The 18,452-nt window shown below is 71.1% G+C and carries 12 protein-coding genes; 9 read left to right on the top strand and 3 right to left on the bottom strand.

Going from position 1 to position 18,452, the window contains the following annotated elements:
- Positions 1-309: 309 nt before the first annotated feature.
- From ACZ51S_RS15170 to ACZ51S_RS15160, 3 genes are all read left to right on the top strand, one after another.
- Positions 310-1,698, top strand: coding sequence for an amino acid permease (locus ACZ51S_RS15170; RefSeq protein WP_468802016.1), 1,389 nt, complete (start codon positions 310-312; stop codon positions 1,696-1,698).
- A 145-nt stretch (positions 1,699-1,843) separates the two neighbouring features.
- The gene (locus ACZ51S_RS15165; protein ID WP_468474923.1) at positions 1,844-3,271 is read left to right on the top strand and encodes an amino acid permease; all 1,428 of its coding nucleotides are present in this window, start codon (positions 1,844-1,846) and stop codon (positions 3,269-3,271) included.
- 186 nt (positions 3,272-3,457) lie between these two features.
- The gene (locus ACZ51S_RS15160; RefSeq protein ID WP_125597991.1) at positions 3,458-4,114 is read left to right on the top strand and encodes a superoxide dismutase; all 657 of its coding nucleotides are present in this window, start codon (positions 3,458-3,460) and stop codon (positions 4,112-4,114) included.
- 144 nt (positions 4,115-4,258) lie between these two features.
- On the opposite strand, the gene ACZ51S_RS15155 is transcribed toward ACZ51S_RS15160, so the two are convergent.
- The gene (locus ACZ51S_RS15155) at positions 4,259-4,906 is read right to left on the bottom strand and encodes a mycothiol-dependent nitroreductase Rv2466c family protein (RefSeq protein WP_468474924.1); all 648 of its coding nucleotides are present in this window, start codon (positions 4,904-4,906) and stop codon (positions 4,259-4,261) included.
- 125 nt (positions 4,907-5,031) lie between these two features.
- Between ACZ51S_RS15155 and pepN (ACZ51S_RS15150) the strand changes: the two genes are divergently transcribed.
- Both pepN (ACZ51S_RS15150) and ACZ51S_RS15145 read left to right on the top strand, forming a co-directional pair.
- Positions 5,032-7,587, top strand: coding sequence for an aminopeptidase N (gene pepN / locus ACZ51S_RS15150; protein WP_468474925.1), 2,556 nt, complete (start codon positions 5,032-5,034; stop codon positions 7,585-7,587).
- Positions 7,588-7,789: 202 nt separating this feature from the next.
- Positions 7,790-8,752, top strand: coding sequence for a hypothetical protein (locus tag ACZ51S_RS15145; RefSeq protein WP_468960982.1), 963 nt, complete (start codon positions 7,790-7,792; stop codon positions 8,750-8,752).
- Here the strand turns inward: ACZ51S_RS15145 and ACZ51S_RS15140 are convergent.
- Positions 8,728-9,624 (bottom strand): pyridoxamine 5'-phosphate oxidase family protein, encoded by an 897-nt coding sequence (locus ACZ51S_RS15140; RefSeq protein ID WP_468474927.1) that lies wholly within the window; start codon positions 9,622-9,624, stop codon positions 8,728-8,730. The two genes, ACZ51S_RS15145 and ACZ51S_RS15140, sit on opposite strands and share 25 nt — an antisense overlap.
- A 17-nt stretch (positions 9,625-9,641) precedes the next feature.
- Positions 9,642-10,100, bottom strand: a complete 459-nt coding sequence (locus ACZ51S_RS15135) for a VOC family protein (protein ID WP_468960979.1) — start codon at positions 10,098-10,100, stop codon at positions 9,642-9,644.
- A 125-nt stretch (positions 10,101-10,225) separates the two neighbouring features.
- Between ACZ51S_RS15135 and ACZ51S_RS15130 the strand changes: the two genes are divergently transcribed.
- From ACZ51S_RS15130 to pepN (ACZ51S_RS15115), 4 genes are all read left to right on the top strand, one after another.
- Entirely contained in the window at positions 10,226-10,792 is a 567-nt protein-coding gene (locus ACZ51S_RS15130; RefSeq protein ID WP_468960976.1) for a CGNR zinc finger domain-containing protein, read from the top strand.
- Between the two features lie 274 nt (positions 10,793-11,066).
- The gene (locus tag ACZ51S_RS15125) at positions 11,067-14,405 is read left to right on the top strand and encodes a S8 family serine peptidase (RefSeq protein WP_468960973.1); all 3,339 of its coding nucleotides are present in this window, start codon (positions 11,067-11,069) and stop codon (positions 14,403-14,405) included.
- A gap of 243 nt (positions 14,406-14,648) precedes the next feature.
- Entirely contained in the window at positions 14,649-15,677 is a 1,029-nt protein-coding gene (locus ACZ51S_RS15120) for an aspartate-semialdehyde dehydrogenase (RefSeq protein WP_468474931.1), read from the top strand.
- 156 nt (positions 15,678-15,833) lie between these two features.
- Positions 15,834-18,425: an aminopeptidase N gene (pepN, locus tag ACZ51S_RS15115; RefSeq protein ID WP_468474932.1), complete on the top strand. Its 2,592-nt coding sequence runs from the start codon at positions 15,834-15,836 to the stop codon at positions 18,423-18,425.
- Positions 18,426-18,452: the final 27 nt, after the last annotated feature.

Raw genomic sequence — 18,452 nt, 5'->3', positions numbered from 1 at the left:
GGCTCCGGAGGGTGGGGTGGTCGGGCAGGTCACCGCGACGTTAGCCGCCGGCCAACGGCCGCCCCACCATCGACCGGGACAAAGCCGTACTGTCCGGTTTGGTGGAGACCGCACAAAGGCACGGCCTTACACCCGCGTTGAAGTGATCCCGATCACGGGCCACATTCGACGGCACATCCTTTTTGCTCCCGGGGGGCCCTCCAGCCAGACTGTAGGTTCCCGCCAATCCCCCTGGATACCCCTGGATTCCCCGTCCATCCCTTGCGCAGCCCCCGGCGTCGCTTGCCTACCGAGAGTACGAATCTGCTCATGCGCGAAGACCTGTCCGTCACCGGGAGCGAGCTGCCCCCGGAACCCCTCAGCCACAGCCTCAAGCAGCGTCACCTGACCATGCTGGGCCTCGGCGGCGTGATCGGCGCCGGCCTCTTCGTCGGCTCCGGCGCCGGCATCGGGATCGCCGGCCCCGCGATCATCTGCTCGTACCTGCTCGCGGGCGTGCTCGCCATGCTGGTGATGCGGATGCTCGGCGAGATGTCCGCCGCGATGCCCGCCTCCGGCTCCTTCTCCGTGTACGCGGAGAAGGCCCTCGGGCGCTGGGCCGGCTTCTCGGCCGGCTGGCTGTACTGGTTCCTGCTGGTGGTGGTGCTGGCCGTGGAGGCGACCGGCGCCGCGAACATCGCGCACGGGTGGGTGCCCTCGGTCGACCAGTGGCTGTGGGTGCTGATCTTCATGGTGGTCTTCACGCTCAGCAACCTGGCCGCCGTACGGAACTTCGGCGAGTTCGAGTTCTGGTTCGCCGCCCTCAAGGTCGGCGCGATCGTGCTGTTCCTGATCCTGGGCACCCTGGCGGTCTTCGGCCTGCTCCCCGACACCGAGCCGGTGGGCACGGCCAACCTGACCGGGCAGGGCGGCTTCTTCCCGGCCGGGGTCGGCGGGGTGATCGCGGGGATGCTGGCGGTGGTCTTCGCCTTCGGCGGTCTGGAGGTCGTCACCATCGCCGCCGCCGAGTCGGACGACCCGGCCAGGTCCGTGTCCCGCGCGGTGCGCAGCGCGGTGTGGCGCATCCTCTTCTTCTACGTCGGCTCGATGCTGGTCATCGTGAGCCTGCTGCCGTGGGACTCGCTGGAGCCCGGTGAGAGCCCGTACGTCGCCGTCCTCGACTCGATCGGGATCCCGGCGGCCGGCCAGATCATGAACATCGTGGTGTTCGTGGCACTGCTGTCGGCGCTGAACGCCAATCTGTACGGCTCCTCGCGCATGGTGTTCTCGCTGGCCGAGCGGGGCGAGGCGCCGAAGTCGCTGCTGAAGGTGTCGGGCAGCGGGGTGCCGACGCGGGCGGTGCTGGCCTCGGTGGCCTTCGGCTTCGTCTCGGTGGTGCTGAACCTGCTGTGGCCGGACACGGTCTTCCTCTACATGCTCAACGCGGTCGGCGCGGTGCTGCTGTTCGTGTGGGCGCTGATCGCCGTCTCGCAGCTGCGCCTGCGGCCCCGGCTGGAGCGGGACATGCCGGAGCGGCTGACGCTGCCGATGTGGGCCTTCCCGTACCTGACGTGGGCGGCTCTCGTCGGCATGGCGGCGGTGCTGGTGCTGATGCTGTTCGACGACTCGGCGCGGCCGCAGTTGCTGTGGTCCTCCGGGGCTGCGGCCCTGGTGCTGCTGGTGGCGTGGTACCGGGAGGCGCGGGACCGGCGGTCCTGACGCCGCGACAGACGTGCCGCGGGCCCGGGACTTCCGTCCCGGGCCCGTTCCGCTTTCCGGGGCGGGGCGGTCACGTCCGGTGAGAGCGATGTCCGGATAGTGGACCGACGACGTCCGATAACCGGACGCTCGACAGACTGGCCCCATGAGTCAGAGCACCACCACCGCACCTCCCGGACAGCAGGCCCCGACGGCCGCAGGGGCCGGGTCGCCCCTCGGCAACGGCCTCAAGCAGCGCCACCTCTCGATGATCGCCCTCGGCGGGGTGATCGGCGCCGGCCTCTTCGTCGGCTCCGGCGCCGGCATCGCGGCCGCCGGCCCCTCCATCGTGCTGGCGTACGCCGCGTCCGGGCTGCTCGTGATGTTCGTGATGCGGATGCTCGGCGAGATGTCCGCCGCCAACCCGGCCTCCGGTTCCTTCTCGGTGCACGCCGAGCGGGCGGTCGGGCCCTGGGCCGGCTTCACGGCGGGCTGGATGTTCTGGACCCTGCTGGTCGTGGGCGTGGCCATCGAGGCGATCGGCGCGGCGCACATCCTGGCGGGCTGGTTCCCCGGCACCCCGTCGTGGATGTGGGTGCTGGTCCTGATGGTGGTCTTCACCACCGCCAACCTGGGCGCCGTCTCGCGCTTCGGCGAGTTCGAGTTCTGGTTCGCCGCCCTCAAGATCGGCGCCATCGCGCTCTTCCTCGGGCTGGGCGTGCTCGCCGTCCTCGGCCTGCTGCCCGGCACCTCCTCCCCCGGCGCGGACAACCTGCTGCACGACGGCGGCTTCCTGCCCAATGGGGTCGACGGCCTGCTGGTCGGCCTGCTCGCCTCCGTCGTCGCGTACGGCGGCCTGGAGACGGTGACCATCGCGGCCGCCGAGTCCGAGGACCCGGTCAAGGGCGTGGCCCGGGCCGTGAGGACCACCATGTGGCGGATCGCGATCGTCTACGTCGGCTCGATGCTGGTGATCGTGACCCTGCTGCCCTGGAACGACCCGGCCGTCACCGAGCACGGCCCGTACGCGGCGACCCTGGACCACCTGGGGATCCCGGCCGCCGGCCAGATCATGAACGTGGTGATCCTGATCGCCCTGCTGTCCGCGATGAACGCCAACATCTACGGCTCCTCGCGCATGGCCTACTCCCTGGTCGCGCGCGGCCAGGGCCCCCGGGCGATGGGCAAGGTCTCGGGCGGGGTGCCGCGCCGGGCGGTGCTCGCCTCCGCGGGCTTCGGCTTCGTCACCGTCCTGCTGTCCTACTGGTACCCGGACACCCTCTTCGCCTGGCTGCTGAACATGGTCGGCGGGGTCATCCTGGTCGTTTGGGGCTTCATCGCCGTCTCGCAGTACGTGCTGCGCCGGCGCCTGGAGCGCGAGGCCCCCGGCAAGCTGGTCGTGCGGATGTGGGGCTTCCCGTACCTGACCTGGGTGGCGCTGGCGGGCGTCGCGGGCGTGCTGGTGCTGATGGTCCTGGGCGAGGACACCCGGGTGCAGGTCGTGTTCACCGGCGGACTGACCGCGGCCCTGGCGGCGACCGGGTACGTGATGCAGCGCCGGCGCGCCGCCTCCGGGGAGTCCGCTCCGAGGTAACACCCCTGCCCGACGGCACGTCAGAGGCCGGGTCCGTGCACACGCACGGGTCCGGCCTTCGGCGTTCGGGCGGTGCGCACAGGAGAGGTGACCCTTACTCGTGGAGCCGGAATAGATGCTGCTAGCGTGCAGTTGCGCATTAATTGCAATTAGCGATTGGCACGCTGAGGGGACCGGACAACACGCATGGCGATCTACACGCTTCCTGAGCTTCCTTACGACTACGCGGCGCTCGAGCCGGTGATCAACCCGCAGATCATCGAACTGCACCACGACAAGCACCACGCGGCCTACGTCACGGGTGCCAACACCACGCTCGAGCAGCTGGAGGAGGCGCGCGACAAGGAGAACTGGGGCGCGCTCAACGGGCTGGAGAAGAACCTGGCGTTCCACCTCTCCGGCCACATCCTGCACAGCATCTACTGGAACAACATGGCCAGCCCCAAGACCGGTGAGGGCGGTGGCGAGCCGACCGCGGCCGACGGGGTGGGCGACCTCGCGGACGCGATCACGGAGTCCTTCGGCTCCTTCGCCAAGTTCAAGAAGCAGCTGACCTTCGCGTCCTCCGCGACGCAGGGCTCCGGCTGGGGCGTGCTCGCGTACGAGCCCGTCAGCGGCCGCCTGGTCGTCGAGCAGGTCTACGACCACCAGGGCAACGTGGGCGTCGCCAGCACGCCGATCCTGGTCTTCGACGCCTGGGAGCACGCCTTCTACCTCCAGTACAAGAACCAGAAGGTCGACTTCATCGAGGCCATGTGGAACGTCGTCAACTGGCAGGACGTGGCCCGGCGCTACGCCGACGCCAAGGCGAACACCCCGCTGCTGATCCCCGTCAAGGGCTGATCCGCAGCGCCTAGACCCGTCCGGCTCGTGATCGTCTTCTCAGCCTTCGCGTGCGGACGTGTTCAGCGGAAGACCCCCGTGAGGACGTGACTCACGGGGGTCTTCTGCGCGTACCTGGGCCGGGCGGGCCGGACCGGGGCCGGACTACTCGAAGCTGGGGCCCTTGGTGCGGGTGCGCTTGATCTCGTAGAAGCCGGGGGTCGAGGCGACCAGCAGGGTGCCGTCCCACAGGCGGGCGGCGGCCTCGCCGCGCGGGGCGGGCGTGACGACCGGACCGAAGAAGGCCACCTCCTCGCCGTCGGCGCCGGGCACGGAGATCACCGGGGTGCCGACCTCCTGGCCGACGCGCTCGATGCCGTCGTTGTGCGAGTCGCGCAGCACCTGGTCGTACTCGTCGGAGTCGGCGTAGGCGAGCAGCTCGGCCGGCAGGCCGACCTCCTCCAGGGCGTCGGCGATGACCTCACGGGTCGCACCGCGGTCCTCGTTGTGGATCTTCGTGCCGAGGGCGGTGTACAGCTTGCCGGTGACCTCTTCGCCGAACTTCTGCTGCGCCGCGACCACCACGCGCACCGGAGCCCAGCCCTTGGGGCCGAGCAGCTCGCGGTAGCGCTCGGGCAGCTCGTCGAGCTTGTCCTCGTTGAGCACGGCGAGGCTCATCACGTGCCAGCGGACTTCCACGTCGCGGACCTTCTCGACCTCGAGCATCCACCGCGAGGTCATCCAGGCCCAGGGGCAGAGCGGGTCGAACCAGAAGTCGACCGGCGTCTTCTCGCGCACCTGGGTGTCGGTCATGGCTCTCCTCAAGTCACATAGGGCGTCACGGGGCATGTTCCATCTCGCCAACCAGGCCGGGAACGTGCGCATTCCCCGTGGGAGGATTCCAGCGAAGACCGCGATCACGCACGAAGGAGTGCAACGTGCCCGGAGAGAATCTGTCCCGCGACGAGGCCCGCGAGCGGGCCGAGCTGCTGTCCGTCGACGGGTACGAGGTGGTCCTCGACCTGAGGTCCGCGGTGGACGAGGCCGAACCGGCCGAGGGTCCCCGCACCTTCCGTTCGGTGACCACCGTGCGCTTCCGGGCCGCCGTCCCGGGCGCCTCCTCCTTCGCGGACCTGATCGCCCCCTCGGTGAACTCCGTCACCCTCAACGGGCGCGCGCTGGACCCGGCCGCCGTCTTCGACGGGGCGCGGATCGCGCTGGAGGGGCTCGACTCCGAGAACGTCCTGGTCGTCGACGCGAACTGCGCCTACAGCCGCACGGGCGAGGGCATGCACCGCTTCGTGGACCCGGAGGACGGCGAGGTCTACCTCTACACCCAGTACGAGCCGGCGGACGCCCGCCGGGTCTACGCCAACTTCGAGCAGCCCGACCTGAAGGCGCCGTACCGCTTCGAGGTGACCGCGCCCGAGGGCTGGCAGGTGTGGAGCAACGGCGCGGAGGAGTCCCGCGAGGGGCAGACGCGGCGCTTCGCCGAGACCGCGCCCATCTCCACGTACATCACCTGTGTGGTGGCCGGGCCGTACCACTACGTCACCGACACCTACACGCGCGGGGACCTGACCATCCCGCTGGGCGCGATGTGCCGCAAGGGGCTGGCGAAGCACTTCGACGCCGACGACGTCTTCCTGGTCACCAAGCAGGGCTTCGACCTCTTCCACGAGATCTTCGACTACCCGTACCCCTTCGGGAAGTACGACCAGGCCTTCGTGCCGGAGTACAACCTGGGCGCGATGGAGAACCCGGGGATGGTGACCTTCCGCGAGGAGTACATCTTCCGCGGGAAGGTCACGCAGGCCTCCTACGAGCGGCGCGCGAACGTCATCCTGCACGAGATGGCGCACATGTGGTTCGGCGACCTGGTCACCATGAAGTGGTGGGACGACCTGTGGCTGAAGGAGTCCTTCGCCGACTTCATGGGCTCCTTCGGGCTGGTCGAGGCCACACGCTTCGACCAGGCCTGGGTCACCTTCGCCAACAGCCGCAAGGCATGGGCGTACCGGGCCGACCAGCTGCCGTCCACGCACCCGATCACGGCCGACATCCGTGACCTGGAGGACGCGAAGCTGAACTTCGACGGCATCACGTACGCCAAGGGCGCCGCCGTGCTCAAGCAGCTGGTCGCGTACGTGGGCCGGGAGGCGTTCCTGGACGGCGCCCGGCGCTACTTCAAGGCGCACGCCTACGGGAACACCACGCTGGACGACCTGCTGTCGGTGCTCGGGGAGGTCTCCGGGCGGGACATGGCCGAGTGGTCGCGGGCCTGGCTCCAGACGGCGGGCGTGAACGCGCTGACGCCGGTGGTGACCTCCGACGCGGCCGGGCGGCTGACGGAGCTGGCGGTGGTGCAGGACGGCGACGAGCCGCGGCCCCACCGGGTGGCGGTGGGCCTGTACCGGCTGGAGGCCGACGGTTCCCTGGTGCGCTACGCGCGGGCCGAGGCCGACGTGGCGGGGCCCCGGACGGTGGTGGCGGACCTGGCCGGACTGGAGCGGCCCGACCTGGTCCTGGTCAACGACGAGGACCTCACGTACTGCAAGATCCGCTTCGACGAGGTCTCGCTGGCGACGCTGCGCGGCCACCTCGGCGACCTGAACGACCCGCTCGCCCGGGCGCTGTGCTGGTCGGCGCTGTGGAACCTGACGCGGGACGCCCTCATGCCCGCGCGGGACTTCCTCTCGCTGGTTCTGGCCCACGCGGGCCGGGAGACCGACGTGGGCGTGCTCCAGCAGCTGCACGCGCAGGCCCTGAGCGCGGTGACCCACTACACGCCGGCGGAGCGCCGCGAGCAGAGCGGGCGCGACCTGGCGGCGGGCGCGCTGCACGAACTGCGGCTGGCCGAGCCGGGGTCGGAACACCAGCTGACCTGGGCCCGGTTCTTCGCGGCGAGCGCGGCGACCGAGGGCGACTTCCAGCTGCTGCTGGGCCTGCTGGACGGCACGGCGCGGATCGACGGGCTGGAGGTCGACCAAGAGCTGCGCTGGGACTTCCTGCTGCCGCTGGTGGCGCACGGGGCCCTGGGCGAGGCGGCGGTGGAGGCCGAGCTGACCCGGGACGACACGGCTTCGGGCAAGCGGCACGCGGTGCGCTGCCTGGCCGCCCGGCCGTCGGCGGCGGTCAAGGACCAGGCGTGGGCGGCGGTGGTGGAGTCCGACGCGCTGTCCAACGCGCTGGTGGAGGCCACCATCGACGGGATGCAGCGGGCCTCGCAGCGCGACCTGCTGGCGGGTTACACGGGACGCTACTTCGAGGTGATCGAGCGGGTCTGGGCGCAGCGCTCGATCCAGATCGGCATCGACGTGGTGAAGGGGCTCTACCCGATGCTCCAGGACTCGCAGGCCACGGTGGACGCCACCGACGCGTGGCTCGCCGCCCGCCCGGACGCGGCCCCCGCGCTGCGCCGGCTGGTCCTGGAGTCCCGCGACGACCTGGCCCGTGCGCTGCGCGGCCAGGCGTGCGACGCGGCCGCGGGCTGAGACCGCGTACGGCGGGGTGCGGGCCGGCGGTCCGCACCCCGCCCCGGGGGTGTGCCCGTGCGGTCATGGGGTCATAGGCTCATCGGAGCAGCGGTCCTATTCGGCACTCGAACGCCCGTACTTTAGCCCCGGCTTGTCCGGATTTGTCGACGGGCGTGTAACAGGGGTTAGCAAGGCCATGGCCTGAGGGAATCACCGCGTCATGAACCAGAACGCACCCCTCCCCCTCACCCACCTCACCGCCAGCCGCCCCCGCGTGCTGACCCTCGCCCAGCTGCGCGAGCACGGCGTCAGCGCCTCCGAGGCCGCCGGGCGGCCCTGGCAGCAGGTCCTGCCCGGGGTGTTCCTGCTCCACTCCGGGCCCGCGACCAGCGAGGAGCGGCTGCACGCCGCCCTGCTGTACGCCGGCCGGCGCGGCAGCGGCGAGGCCATGATCACCGGGCTGGCCGCCCTCGCGCTCTACCGGTTCTCCTCGACCTCCGCCCTGCTCGCCCTCCCGCACATCGACGTCCTCGTACCGAACACCCGCCGGCTGCGCTCCACCGGCGACGTCCGCATCGTCCGCGCCCACACCCCGCCCCGCCCCGTGGAGGTGACCGGGCTCCCGGTGGCCCCGGTGGCACGGGCCGTCGCCGACGCCGTCGCGCAGGTCTCCGACGCCGGCACGGTGCGCGGCATCCTCAGCGAGGCCGTCCGCGGCGGGCACTGCGAACCGGCCGCCGTGGTGCGGGAGCTGACGGTGGCCCGGCTGCTGAACCGGCCGCACGTGGTCGACGCCGTCGAGTCCCTCCTCGCGGAGGGCCGGGCCATCGCCGAGGACCGGCTCTACCAGCTCGTACGGGGCTACGAGCTCCCCGAGCCCGTCTGGAACGTGGACCTGCGGCTGCCCGGCGGCCCGCACCTGGGCGGCGTCGACGCGTACTGGCCCGAGCAGGCCGTCGCCATCGAGATCGACACCCGCGCACCCCGCCAGGGCGAGGACGAGGACTGGTCGGAGGCGGTCCGCAAGCGGGAGACCCTGGAGCGCCTCGGGGTGACCGTCCTGTACCTGACGCCCCGCAAGCTGCGCGACTGGCCCGAGCAGCAGGCGGCGGTCGTCCGGACCGCCCTGACGGCGTCCGGCGACCGCGAACCCGCCGCCTACCTGGTCGTACTGCCCCGGTGAGGCGGGTTGGCCGGGGAGTACTCGGGAGTGCTCCACCGCAGCCGGCCCGGATGCAGGCTCTCCACGACCGCCTCCACCCGGAAGCGCACGGCGCGGCCGCCGCCCGGGCCGTACTCGGTCCGCGCCCGGCCGCTCAGCTGGAGCAGCCCGCCGCCCTCCCAGTCGGGGAAGAGCAGCCCGGCCCGCTCGTCGGCGGCCAGGTTGCCCAGGGTCAGGAACATCGCGTTGCCCGCGTAGTCCGGCCAGAGCAGTTCCGTCGGCGAGAGCACCTCCACGAAGCCCGGCATGCCGCCCCGGTGGCTGGCGTCGGCCCCGTCCGCCTCGGCGGTGGTGGCGACGAAGAAGGTGTCCGCGGCGCGGACGGCCCTCACCTGGCCGGGGGTGAGCGCGTCACCGCGCCCCACCACACCGGCCCCTTCGGCCACCAGCTCCAGCGGCTGCCGCTTCTGGAGGTACTTGGGGCAGTTGGAGAACACCTGCTCGGCCTCCACCGCGAAGCCGCCGGGCGTCACGGCGAGGGTCCCGTTGAGCCGCATCCGGCGCCGGGTGCGCGGGTCCAGGGAGATCGTGCCCGTCCGGGTGCCGTCGGTGGCCAGCGCCCCGGCCAGCGGGTCGCCCTCGGGGAGGCCCCCCGAGACCTCGATGCGGCGCGGCCCGGTGGCCCGTACGAAACCGGGCGCGCCGGTGAGCAGCGAGGCCCACAGCCGTCCCGCGCCGTCGGCGGCGCCGACGACGAGATGGGGCTGCTGGGCGAGGAAGGCCGCCGCGACGTCGCGGATGTCCGCGCCGATGGAGCGGCCGACGTGTTCGGCGAGCCCGCGTACGCCGACCCGTTCCTGCACGGCCAGCGAGCCCTGGTGGTACCGGCCCATCACGATCCCCTGTCTTCCTAGAAGAATCCGCAGGTCGGAGCGCCCGCCGTCGGGGCGGGAGCGCCCTGGGCCCCGGTGGGCACGGAGATCTCCAGGCGGGTGCCGTCGGGGTCGTGGAAGAAGATCCCCCCGGAGGCCGCGCCCTCGCCGTGGGCGACGACGCCGTCGTGGGCGAATGCGACGCCGAGGCCGCGCAACCGCTCCTCGTACGCCCGGACCTCCTCGATCGCGCCGGCCGAGAACGCGAGGTGGTGCAGTCCGGCGGCCTGCGGCTCGTACCTGCCCCCCGCCTGCTGCCAGAGGGTCAGGACCAGTGCGCCGTCCTGGCCGAGGAAGGCGAACCTGCGGTCCTCCTCCTTGCCCTCGCCCAGCAGCGCGAAGCCGAGGGCGTCGCGGTAGAAGGCGAGCGATCGGTCCAGATCGGTGACGTTGAGGCCGATGTGCCCGGTGCCGAGCGGGCCGGTGGCGGTCGTCATGAGGGTTCCCTTCCGAGGTTCCAGAATCCTGGAGTTCTAACCTTCTAAATCGAGATTAGGGGTTAGAACCGCGAGCGTCAACCGGTCACGTACCCTTGAGGGGTTAGCGGCACGAGGAGGCGGACATGACGGCACCGACCACGGACCCGCGTCCGCTCACCGGGGAGCCGGTCTCCCTGGACCTGCTGAACACGCGCTGGATGGCGGACGGCGAGGCCGTCGACCTCTTCGCGGGGGCCTTCGGGCTGACCCGGGTGGAGGGGCTGGCGCTCTGGCTGAAGAGCACCGGCCTGGCCGGCCGCTTCCGCGCCGACGCCTCGACCCTCGTGCACCTGCTGACCGCGCGCGAGGCGATCGCCCGCGCCGTCGCGGACCCCGCGGACGAGGGCGCCCGCTCCCTGGTCGACTCCGTACTGGAGCACGGCCGGATCCGCGCCACCCTCACCGCCGAAGGCCCGGGCGAGCGCGCCGAGTTCGCCGACCCCTCCTGGGGTCCGGCGTGGACGGCGGCCCGCGACTACCTCGGCCTGCTGGCCACCGCGCCCGACCGGATCCGCAAGTGCGCCTCGGAAACCTGCGTGCTGCACTTCCACGACACCTCGCGCAACGGCACCCGGCGCTGGTGCTCCATGGCCGCCTGCGGCAACCGCGCCAAGGCCTCGCGGCACTACGCGCGCACGCGCGAGCGCTGAACGGCCGGAATCTGTCACACCCGTTCTGAGACGGAAGTCCGATCCGCCTCCGCAAGGCGGTCGGAGAGTCGATAAATCAACTCATCGGGCGTTCCAACTCGCCCCGAATCACCCTGGCTTGTCCTCACTGGCGGACACCGCGCACTGACGGGAACCCGCCATGTCAGGTCTCGGTCAATGACAGCCCTCCCCAAACAGCTGTCACTTGCGCAAAGCTGACCGGTCATCCGGCACCGAATTCCGGACCGTATCTTTCACTTAGCCAGGGATGCTGATGACCCTCGACTCCCCCAGCTCCACCACCGGGGCCATACCCGGCACCAGGCGCGCTGCCCGCGTCGCGGCGGCCGCGGGCCTGGTGGCCGCCCTCTGCGCCACCGGCGCGGTGCCCGCGTTCGCCGCGGGCGACGGCGACGCCCCGTGGACGACCGCGCCGGTCAAGTCCGCGGACCAGAAGCTCGGTTCGGCCGACGCCGAACTGCTCCAGGAGGCCAAGGCCAAGGGTGACGCGACCGTCACCGTCATGGTCGCGACCGCCCCCGGCCAGACCAAGCAGGTCGCCGACCAGCTCGACGCCGTCCAGGGCGCCTCGGTCGGCCAGACGTACGACAAGCTCGGCTACGTACGCGCCACCCTGCCGACCGACAAGGCGGAGGCCGCGCTGAAGGCGGCCGCCAAGCTGGAGTCCGTCCACGGCATGGACCTGCGGCACGAGATCCGGCTCCCGGACCCGCGCCCCGAGGTGAGCAAGGAGGGCTCGGCCAAGAAGACCGCCGCCGAGACCTACCCGGCGCCGGACAAGAACACCCCGGCCAAGAACCCGTACAACCCCTCGTTCGAGACCGGCTCCGTGGACTTCGTCAAGGCGAACCCGCAGGCCGACGGCCGTGGCGTGACCATCGGCATCATGGACTCGGGCGTCGACGTCAGCCACCCCGCGCTGCAGAAGACCACCACCGGCGAGCGCAAGATCGTCGACTGGGTGACCGCGACCGACCCGATCACGGACAACGACGGGACCTGGCGCGCCCAGATCACCCCGGTCACCCCCGCGGGCGGCGCCTTCACCGCCGGCGGCCAGAGCTGGAAGGCCCCCGAGGGCACCTTCCAGTGGAGCCGCTTCAGCGAAGCCATCACCGCCAACGGCGACATGAAGGGCGACGTCAACCGGGACGGGGACACCACCGACCGGTTCGGCATGCTCTACGACCCGGCCGCCGGCACCGTCCGCGTCGACACCGACCAGAACGGCGACTTCACCGACAACGAGCCGATGAAGCCGTACAAGGACGGCTTCCAGATCGGCTACTTCGGTACGGACAACCCGGCGACCGAGGTGGCGGAGCGCATCCCGTTCACCATCGAGATCCGCAAGGACGTCCCGATGGACCCGCTCGGCGGTGACTGGATCGGCAAGAAGGCCGACTTCGTCAACATCGGCATCATCGAGTCCGAGCACGGCTCGCACGTCGCCGGCATCACCGCCGCCAACGGCCTGTTCGGCGGCCAGATGAACGGCCAGGCGCCCGGTGCCAAGCTCGTCTCCTCCCGTGCCTGCTCCTGGTCCGGCGGCTGCACCAACGTCGCCCTGACCGAGGGCATGATCGACCTCGTCGTCAACCGCGGCGTCGACATCGTCAACATGTCGATCGGCGGCCTGCCGGCGCTGAACGACGGCAACAACGCCCGCTCGGAGCTCTACAAGAACCTCATCGACACCTACGGTGTCCAGCTCGTGATCTCCGCGGGCAACGAGGGTCCGGGCGTCAACACCATCGGCGACCCCGCCCTCGCGGACAAGGTCATCTCCGTGGGCGCCGCGGTCTCCAAGGAGACCTGGGCCGCCAACTACGGCTCCGGCGTGGCCAAGAAGTACAACATGTTCCCCTTCTCCTCGCGCGGCCCGCGTGAGGACGGCGGGTTCACGCCGACCGTCACCGCCCCCGGCGCGGCCATCAACACCATCCAGACCTGGCTGCCCGGCATGCCCGTGAAGGAGGCCGGCTACAGCCTGCCCGCCGGCTACGGCATGCTCCAGGGCACCTCGATGTCCTCGCCGCAGGCCGCGGGCGCCAGCGCCCTGCTGATCTCGGCCGCCAAGCAGCAGAAGATCGCGCTGTCCCCGGCGAACCTGCGCGTGGCGCTGACCAGCACCGCGAAGAAGATCGACGACGTCCCGGCCCACGCACAGGGTGCCGGTCTCATCGACATCCCGCAGGCGTGGCAGTCCATCCAGCGCGGCCCCAAGGCCAACGAGTTCACCGTCAAGGCCCCCGTCGACACCGCGCTCGACCAGTTCCTGAAGACCCCGGGCTTCGGCACCGGCCTCTACGACCGCGAGGGCGGCCTCAAGGTCGGCCAGAAGAAGGTCTACGACGTCGTCGTCACCCGCACCACCGGCGTCAAGTACGGCACCCGCCACAACATCGGCTGGCGCAACAACGACGGCACCTTCAAGGTCGTCGGCGGTGGCGGCTACGACTACGTCACCCTGCCCCTGAACAAGCCCGTCACCATCAAGGTCGAGGCCAACGCCAAGTCGGCCGGCGTCCACAGCGGCATCCTGCAGCTCGACGACCCCACCACCGAGGGCGTCGACAAGCAGATCCTCACCACGGTCGTCGCCGCCACCCCGCTGGCGAAGCCCTCCTTCACGCTGTCGGACAGCTCCACCGTCCAGCGCAACAGCCACAAGTCGTACTTCGTGACCGTCCCGCAGGGTGCCAAGACCCTCGAGGTCGCCCTCGGCGGGCTCGCGGCGGGCAGCCAGACGCGCTTCATCTCGATCCACCCGTACGGCACGGGCGTCGAGGACAGCGCGACCACCCAGTGCTACCCGAACTACGACAACCCGGCGAACCAGTGCCGCCCCGACCTGCGCTCGTACGAGAACCCGCAGCCGGGCGTCTGGGAGATCGAGGTCGAGTCGCGCCGTACGTCGCCGCTGCTCGACAACCCGTTCAAGCTGGACGTCTCCGTGCTCGGCGCGGCCTTCGACCCGGCCGTCAAGGTCCTGCCCGAGGTCAAGCAGGGCACCCCGGCGCCGGTCCAGTGGACCGTGAAGAACGACGCCGCCGCCATCTCCGGCGGCAAGCTGGCGGGCGGCCCGCTGGGCTCCGCCAAGGTCGACAAGCCGACCATCGCGACCGGTGAGACCAAGACCACCGAGGTCACCGTCGGCGAGGGCGCCTCGCGCCTCGACGTGGCGATCAACAAGCCCTCGGACACCGCCGCGGACCTCGACCTCGAGGTCTACAAGGACGGCGTCAAGGTCGGCTCCTCCGCCGACGGCGACTCCGACGAGACCGTGAGCCTGGTCAAGCCCGCCGCCGGCACCTACACCATCAAGGTCATCGGCTACGCGATCCCGGCCGGCACCACCACGTACGACTACCGCGACGTGTACTTCTCGGCCGCCCTGGGCTCCGTCCAGGTCGACGAGGCCACTCCGGTCAACCTCGCCACCGGGGCCTCGGCCGCCGTCTCGGCGCAGGTCCTGGTCTCCGGCGCGGCCCCCGAGGGCCGTCAGTTCTTCGGCCAGGTCCAGCTGCTCAACGCCCGCGGCACCGCCGCCGGCACCGGCAGCGTGCAGATCGACAAGGTCACCCCGTAACGGCGTGACCGGCTGAACGCATGACGAGGGGCGGTGCCCGACCGGGCACCGCCCCTCCGTCTTACGCTCCGACCAGGCAAAACGGACCGTCGGCGGCCCTGGGGGAGGCCGTCCGGGGACCCGTCACGGGCGGGCGGGCGTCCGACACTGTCCGCACCTCGGACAATGGATTGGACAAGCCTCGTGGGTTCGAACGCATGATGGCTTCACGCGCGCCCGCGTCCCCGTATTGAAGGAGTCACCGTGAGGGTCGGAATCGTCGGAGCCACCGGACAGGTCGGCGGAGTCATGCGCGGCATCCTCGCCGAGCGGAAGTTCCCGGTGGACGAGCTCCGGCTCTTCGCCTCGGCCCGTTCCGCCGGCTCGACCGTCGAGTGGCAGGGCCGGGAGATCACCATCGAGGACGCCTCCACGGCGGACTACTCCGGCCTCGACATCGTGCTCTTCTCCGCGGGCGGCGCCACCTCCAAGGCCCTCGCCGAGAAGGTCGCCTCCCAGGGCGCCGTCGTGATCGACAACTCCTCCGCCTGGCGCAAGGACCCCGAGGTCCCCCTCGTCGTCTCCGAGGTCAACCCGCACGCGATCAAGAACCGCCCCAAGGGCATCATCGCGAACCCGAACTGCACCACCATGGCCGCCATGCCGGTGCTGCGCCCCCTCCACGAGGAGGCGGGGCTGGTCGCGCTCGTCGCCACCACCTACCAGGCCGTCTCCGGCTCCGGCCTGGCCGGCGTCGCCGAGCTCAAGGGCCAGGCCTGCGCGGTCTCCGAGGCCGCCGACCAGCTGACCTTCGACGGCGGCGCGGTGGAGTTCCCCGAGCCGGCCGTCTACAAGCGCCCCATCGCGTACAACGTGGTCCCGCTCGCCGGCAACCTGGTCGACGACGGCTCCTTCGAGACCGACGAGGAGCAGAAGCTCCGCAACGAGTCCCGCAAGATCCTGGAGATCCCGCAGCTCAAGGTCTCCGGCACCTGCGTGCGCGTCCCCGTCTTCTCCGGCCACTCGCTCCAGGTCAACGCCCGCTTCGAGCGTCCCATCAGCGTCGAGCGCGCCTACGAGCTCCTCAAGGACGCCCCCGGCGTCGAGCTCTCCGAGATCCCCACCCCCCTCCAGGCCGCCGGCAAGGACGCCTCGTACGTGGGCCGCATCCGCGTGGACGAGACGGTCGACAACGGCCTCGCGCTGTTCCTCTCCAACGACAACCTCCGCAAGGGCGCCGCGCTGAACGCCGTCCAGATCGCGGAGCTCGTCGCCGAGGAGCTCCGCGGCTGACGACCCCCGGGTCCGACGAAACGGAGGGGCGGTGCCGGGACGGCACCGCCCCTCCGTCGTACCCCCGCCGTGTTCGCCTCTGGATTAGTCCTGCCCCGCGGCGCGGCCCGCGTGGAAGGATGGCCGGGCAACGTCACCATCAAAGGAGATGAACGCGTGCCTGGCACGAATCTCACCCGTGAAGAGGCTCAGCAGCGGGCGAAGCTGCTCACCGTCGACTCGTACGAGATCGAACTCGATCTCAGCGGCGCGCAGGAGGGCGGCACCTTCCCGTCCGTGACCACCGTGCGCTTCCAGTCGGCCGAGGCAGGCGCCGGGACCTTCATCGACCTGGTCGCGCCGGCCGTGCACGAGGTCGTCCTGAACGGCAAGTCGCTCGACGTGGCCGCCGTCTTCCGCGACTCGCGGATCGCGCTGGACCACCTCGCCGCCGGCGCCAACGAGCTGCGCGTCGTCGCGGACTGCGCCTACACCAACACCGGCGAGGGCCTGCACCGCTTCGTCGACCCGGTCGACCAGCAGGCCTACCTGTACACCCAGTTCGAGGTGCCGGACGCGCGGCGGGTCTTCGCCAGCTTCGAGCAGCCCGACCTGAAGGCGACGTTCCAGTTCACCGTGACCGCCCCCGAGGGCTGGACGGTCATCTCGAACTCCCCGCGCGACCTCTCGCAGGGTGCCGACCCCAAGGACCGGGTGTGGGTCTTCGAGCCGACACCGCGCATCTCCTCGTACATCACCGCGCTGATCGCCGGCCCGTACCACGCGGTGCACAGTTCGTACGAGGGCCCGGACGGGCAGTCCGTGCCGCTCGGCATCTACTGCCGGCCCTCCCTCGCCGAGTTCCTCGACGCGGACGCGATCTTCGACGTGACCCGGCAGGGCTTCGACTGGTTCCAGGAGAAGTTCGCGTACGACTACCCCTTCGCGAAGTACGACCAGCTCTTCGTGCCGGAGTTCAACGCGGGCGCGATGGAGAACGCGGGCGCGGTCACCATCCGCGACCAGTACGTCTTCCGCTCCAAGGTGACGGACGCGGCGTACGAGGTGCGCGCCGAGACCATCCTGCACGAGCTCGCGCACATGTGGTTCGGCGACCTGGTCACCATGGAGTGGTGGAACGACCTGTGGCTGAACGAGTCGTTCGCCACCTACACCTCGATCGCCTGCCAGGCCTACGCCGAGGGCTCGAAGTGGCCGCACGCCTGGACGACCTTCGCCAACTCCATGAAGACCTGGGCCTACCGCCAGGACCAGCTGCCGTCCACGCACCCGATCATGGCCGACATCCGTGACCTGGACGACGTCCTCGTCAACTTCGACGGCATCACGTACGCCAAGGGCGCCTCGGTGCTCAAGCAGCTCGTCGCGTACGTCGGCATGGACGCCTTCTTCAAGGGCGTGCAGGCGTACTTCAAGGCGCACGCGTTCGGGAACACCCGCCTGTCGGACCTGCTCGGCGCCCTGGAGGAGACCTCCGGCCGCGACCTGACCGCCTGGTCGAAGGCGTGGCTGGAGACGGCCGGCATCAACGTCCTGCGCCCGGAGATCGAGCTGGACGCGGACGGCCTCGTCTCGTCGTTCGCCGTCCGCCAGGAGGCCCCGGCCCTGCCGGCGGGCGCCAAGGGCGAGCCGGTGCTGCGCCCGCACCGCATCGCGGTGGGCCTGTACGACCTGCGCGACGGCAAGCTGGTCCGCACGGACCGCCTCGAGCTGGACATCGACGGCGAGCTGACGGCCGTCCCCGAGCTCGTGGGCCGGACCCGCCCTGCGGTCGTGCTGCTCAACGACGACGACCTGTCGTACGCCAAGGTCCGCCTGGACGAGGTCTCGCTGGCCAACGTCACCGCGCACCTGGGCGACTTCACGGAGTCCCTGCCGCGCGCCCTGTGCTGGGCCTCGGCGTGGGACATGACCCGCGACGGCGAGCTGGCGACGCGCGACTACCTGGCCCTGGTGCTGTCCGGCATCGGCAAGGAGTCGGACATCGGCGTGGTGCAGTCGCTGCACCGCCAGGTGAAGCTGGCCGTCGACCTGTACGCCGACCCGGCGTGGCGGGAGCAGGGCCTGGAGCTCTGGACCGAGGCCGCGCTCGAGCACCTGCGTGCGGCCGAGCCGGGCAGCGACCACCAGCTGGCGTGGGCCCGGGCCTTCGCGGCGACGGCCCGTACCGAGGGACAGCTGACCTACCTGGCGGCGCTGCTCGACGGCTCGGCGGAGGTCGAGGGCCTGGTCGTGGACACGGAGCTGCGCTGGGCGTTCCTGGAGCGCCTGGCCGCCACGGGCCGCGCCGACGAGGCGGCGATCGCGGCGGAGCTGAAGCGGGACGCGACCGCCGCGGGCGAGCGCCACGCGGCGACGGCGCGGGCCGCGCGGCCCACAGCGGAGGCCAAAGCGGCGGCATGGGCCTCGGTGGTGGAGTCGGGCGACCTGCCGAACGCGGTGCAGGAGGCCGTGATCGGCGGCTTCGTCCAGACCGACCAGCGGGAGCTGCTCGCGCCGTACACGGAGAAGTACTTCGCGGTGCTGAAGGACATCTGGGAGAGCCGCAGCCACGAGATCGCGCAGCAGATCGCGGTCGGGCTGTACCCGTCGCTCCAGGTCTCGCAGGCGACCCTGGACGCGACGGACGCGTGGCTGGCCTCGGCCGAGCCGAACGCGGCGCTGCGCCGCCTGGTCTCGGAATCCCGCGCCGGCGTCGAGCGCGCCCTGAAGGCCCAGGCGGCGGACGCGGCTGCGTCCCGGGCCTGACGGCCGCACCCCCGGCCCCCGCACGGG

Source organism: Streptomyces sp. NPDC034043 (assembly GCF_055575675.1).
The sequence above is the reverse complement of the archived record's forward strand: the minus strand, read 5'-3'. Positions and strand labels throughout refer to the sequence as shown.

What these genes read in the sequence shown, in the direction of transcription:
- ACZ51S_RS15170 (WP_468802016.1), top strand. Translation starts at nt 310, where the DNA reads ATGCGCGAAGACCTGTCCGTCACCGGGAGCGAGCTGCCCCCGGAACCC.
- ACZ51S_RS15165 (WP_468474923.1), top strand. Translation starts at nt 1,844, where the DNA reads ATGAGTCAGAGCACCACCACCGCACCTCCCGGACAGCAGGCCCCGACG.
- ACZ51S_RS15160 (WP_125597991.1), top strand. Translation starts at nt 3,458, where the DNA reads ATGGCGATCTACACGCTTCCTGAGCTTCCTTACGACTACGCGGCGCTC.
- ACZ51S_RS15155 (WP_468474924.1), bottom strand. Translation starts at nt 4,906, where the DNA reads ATGACCGACACCCAGGTGCGCGAGAAGACGCCGGTCGACTTCTGGTTC.
- ACZ51S_RS15145 (WP_468960982.1), top strand. Translation starts at nt 7,790, where the DNA reads ATGAACCAGAACGCACCCCTCCCCCTCACCCACCTCACCGCCAGCCGC.
- ACZ51S_RS15140 (WP_468474927.1), bottom strand. Translation starts at nt 9,624, where the DNA reads ATGGGCCGGTACCACCAGGGCTCGCTGGCCGTGCAGGAACGGGTCGGC.
- ACZ51S_RS15135 (WP_468960979.1), bottom strand. Translation starts at nt 10,100, where the DNA reads ATGACGACCGCCACCGGCCCGCTCGGCACCGGGCACATCGGCCTCAAC.
- ACZ51S_RS15130 (WP_468960976.1), top strand. Translation starts at nt 10,226, where the DNA reads ATGACGGCACCGACCACGGACCCGCGTCCGCTCACCGGGGAGCCGGTC.
- ACZ51S_RS15125 (WP_468960973.1), top strand. Translation starts at nt 11,067, where the DNA reads ATGACCCTCGACTCCCCCAGCTCCACCACCGGGGCCATACCCGGCACC.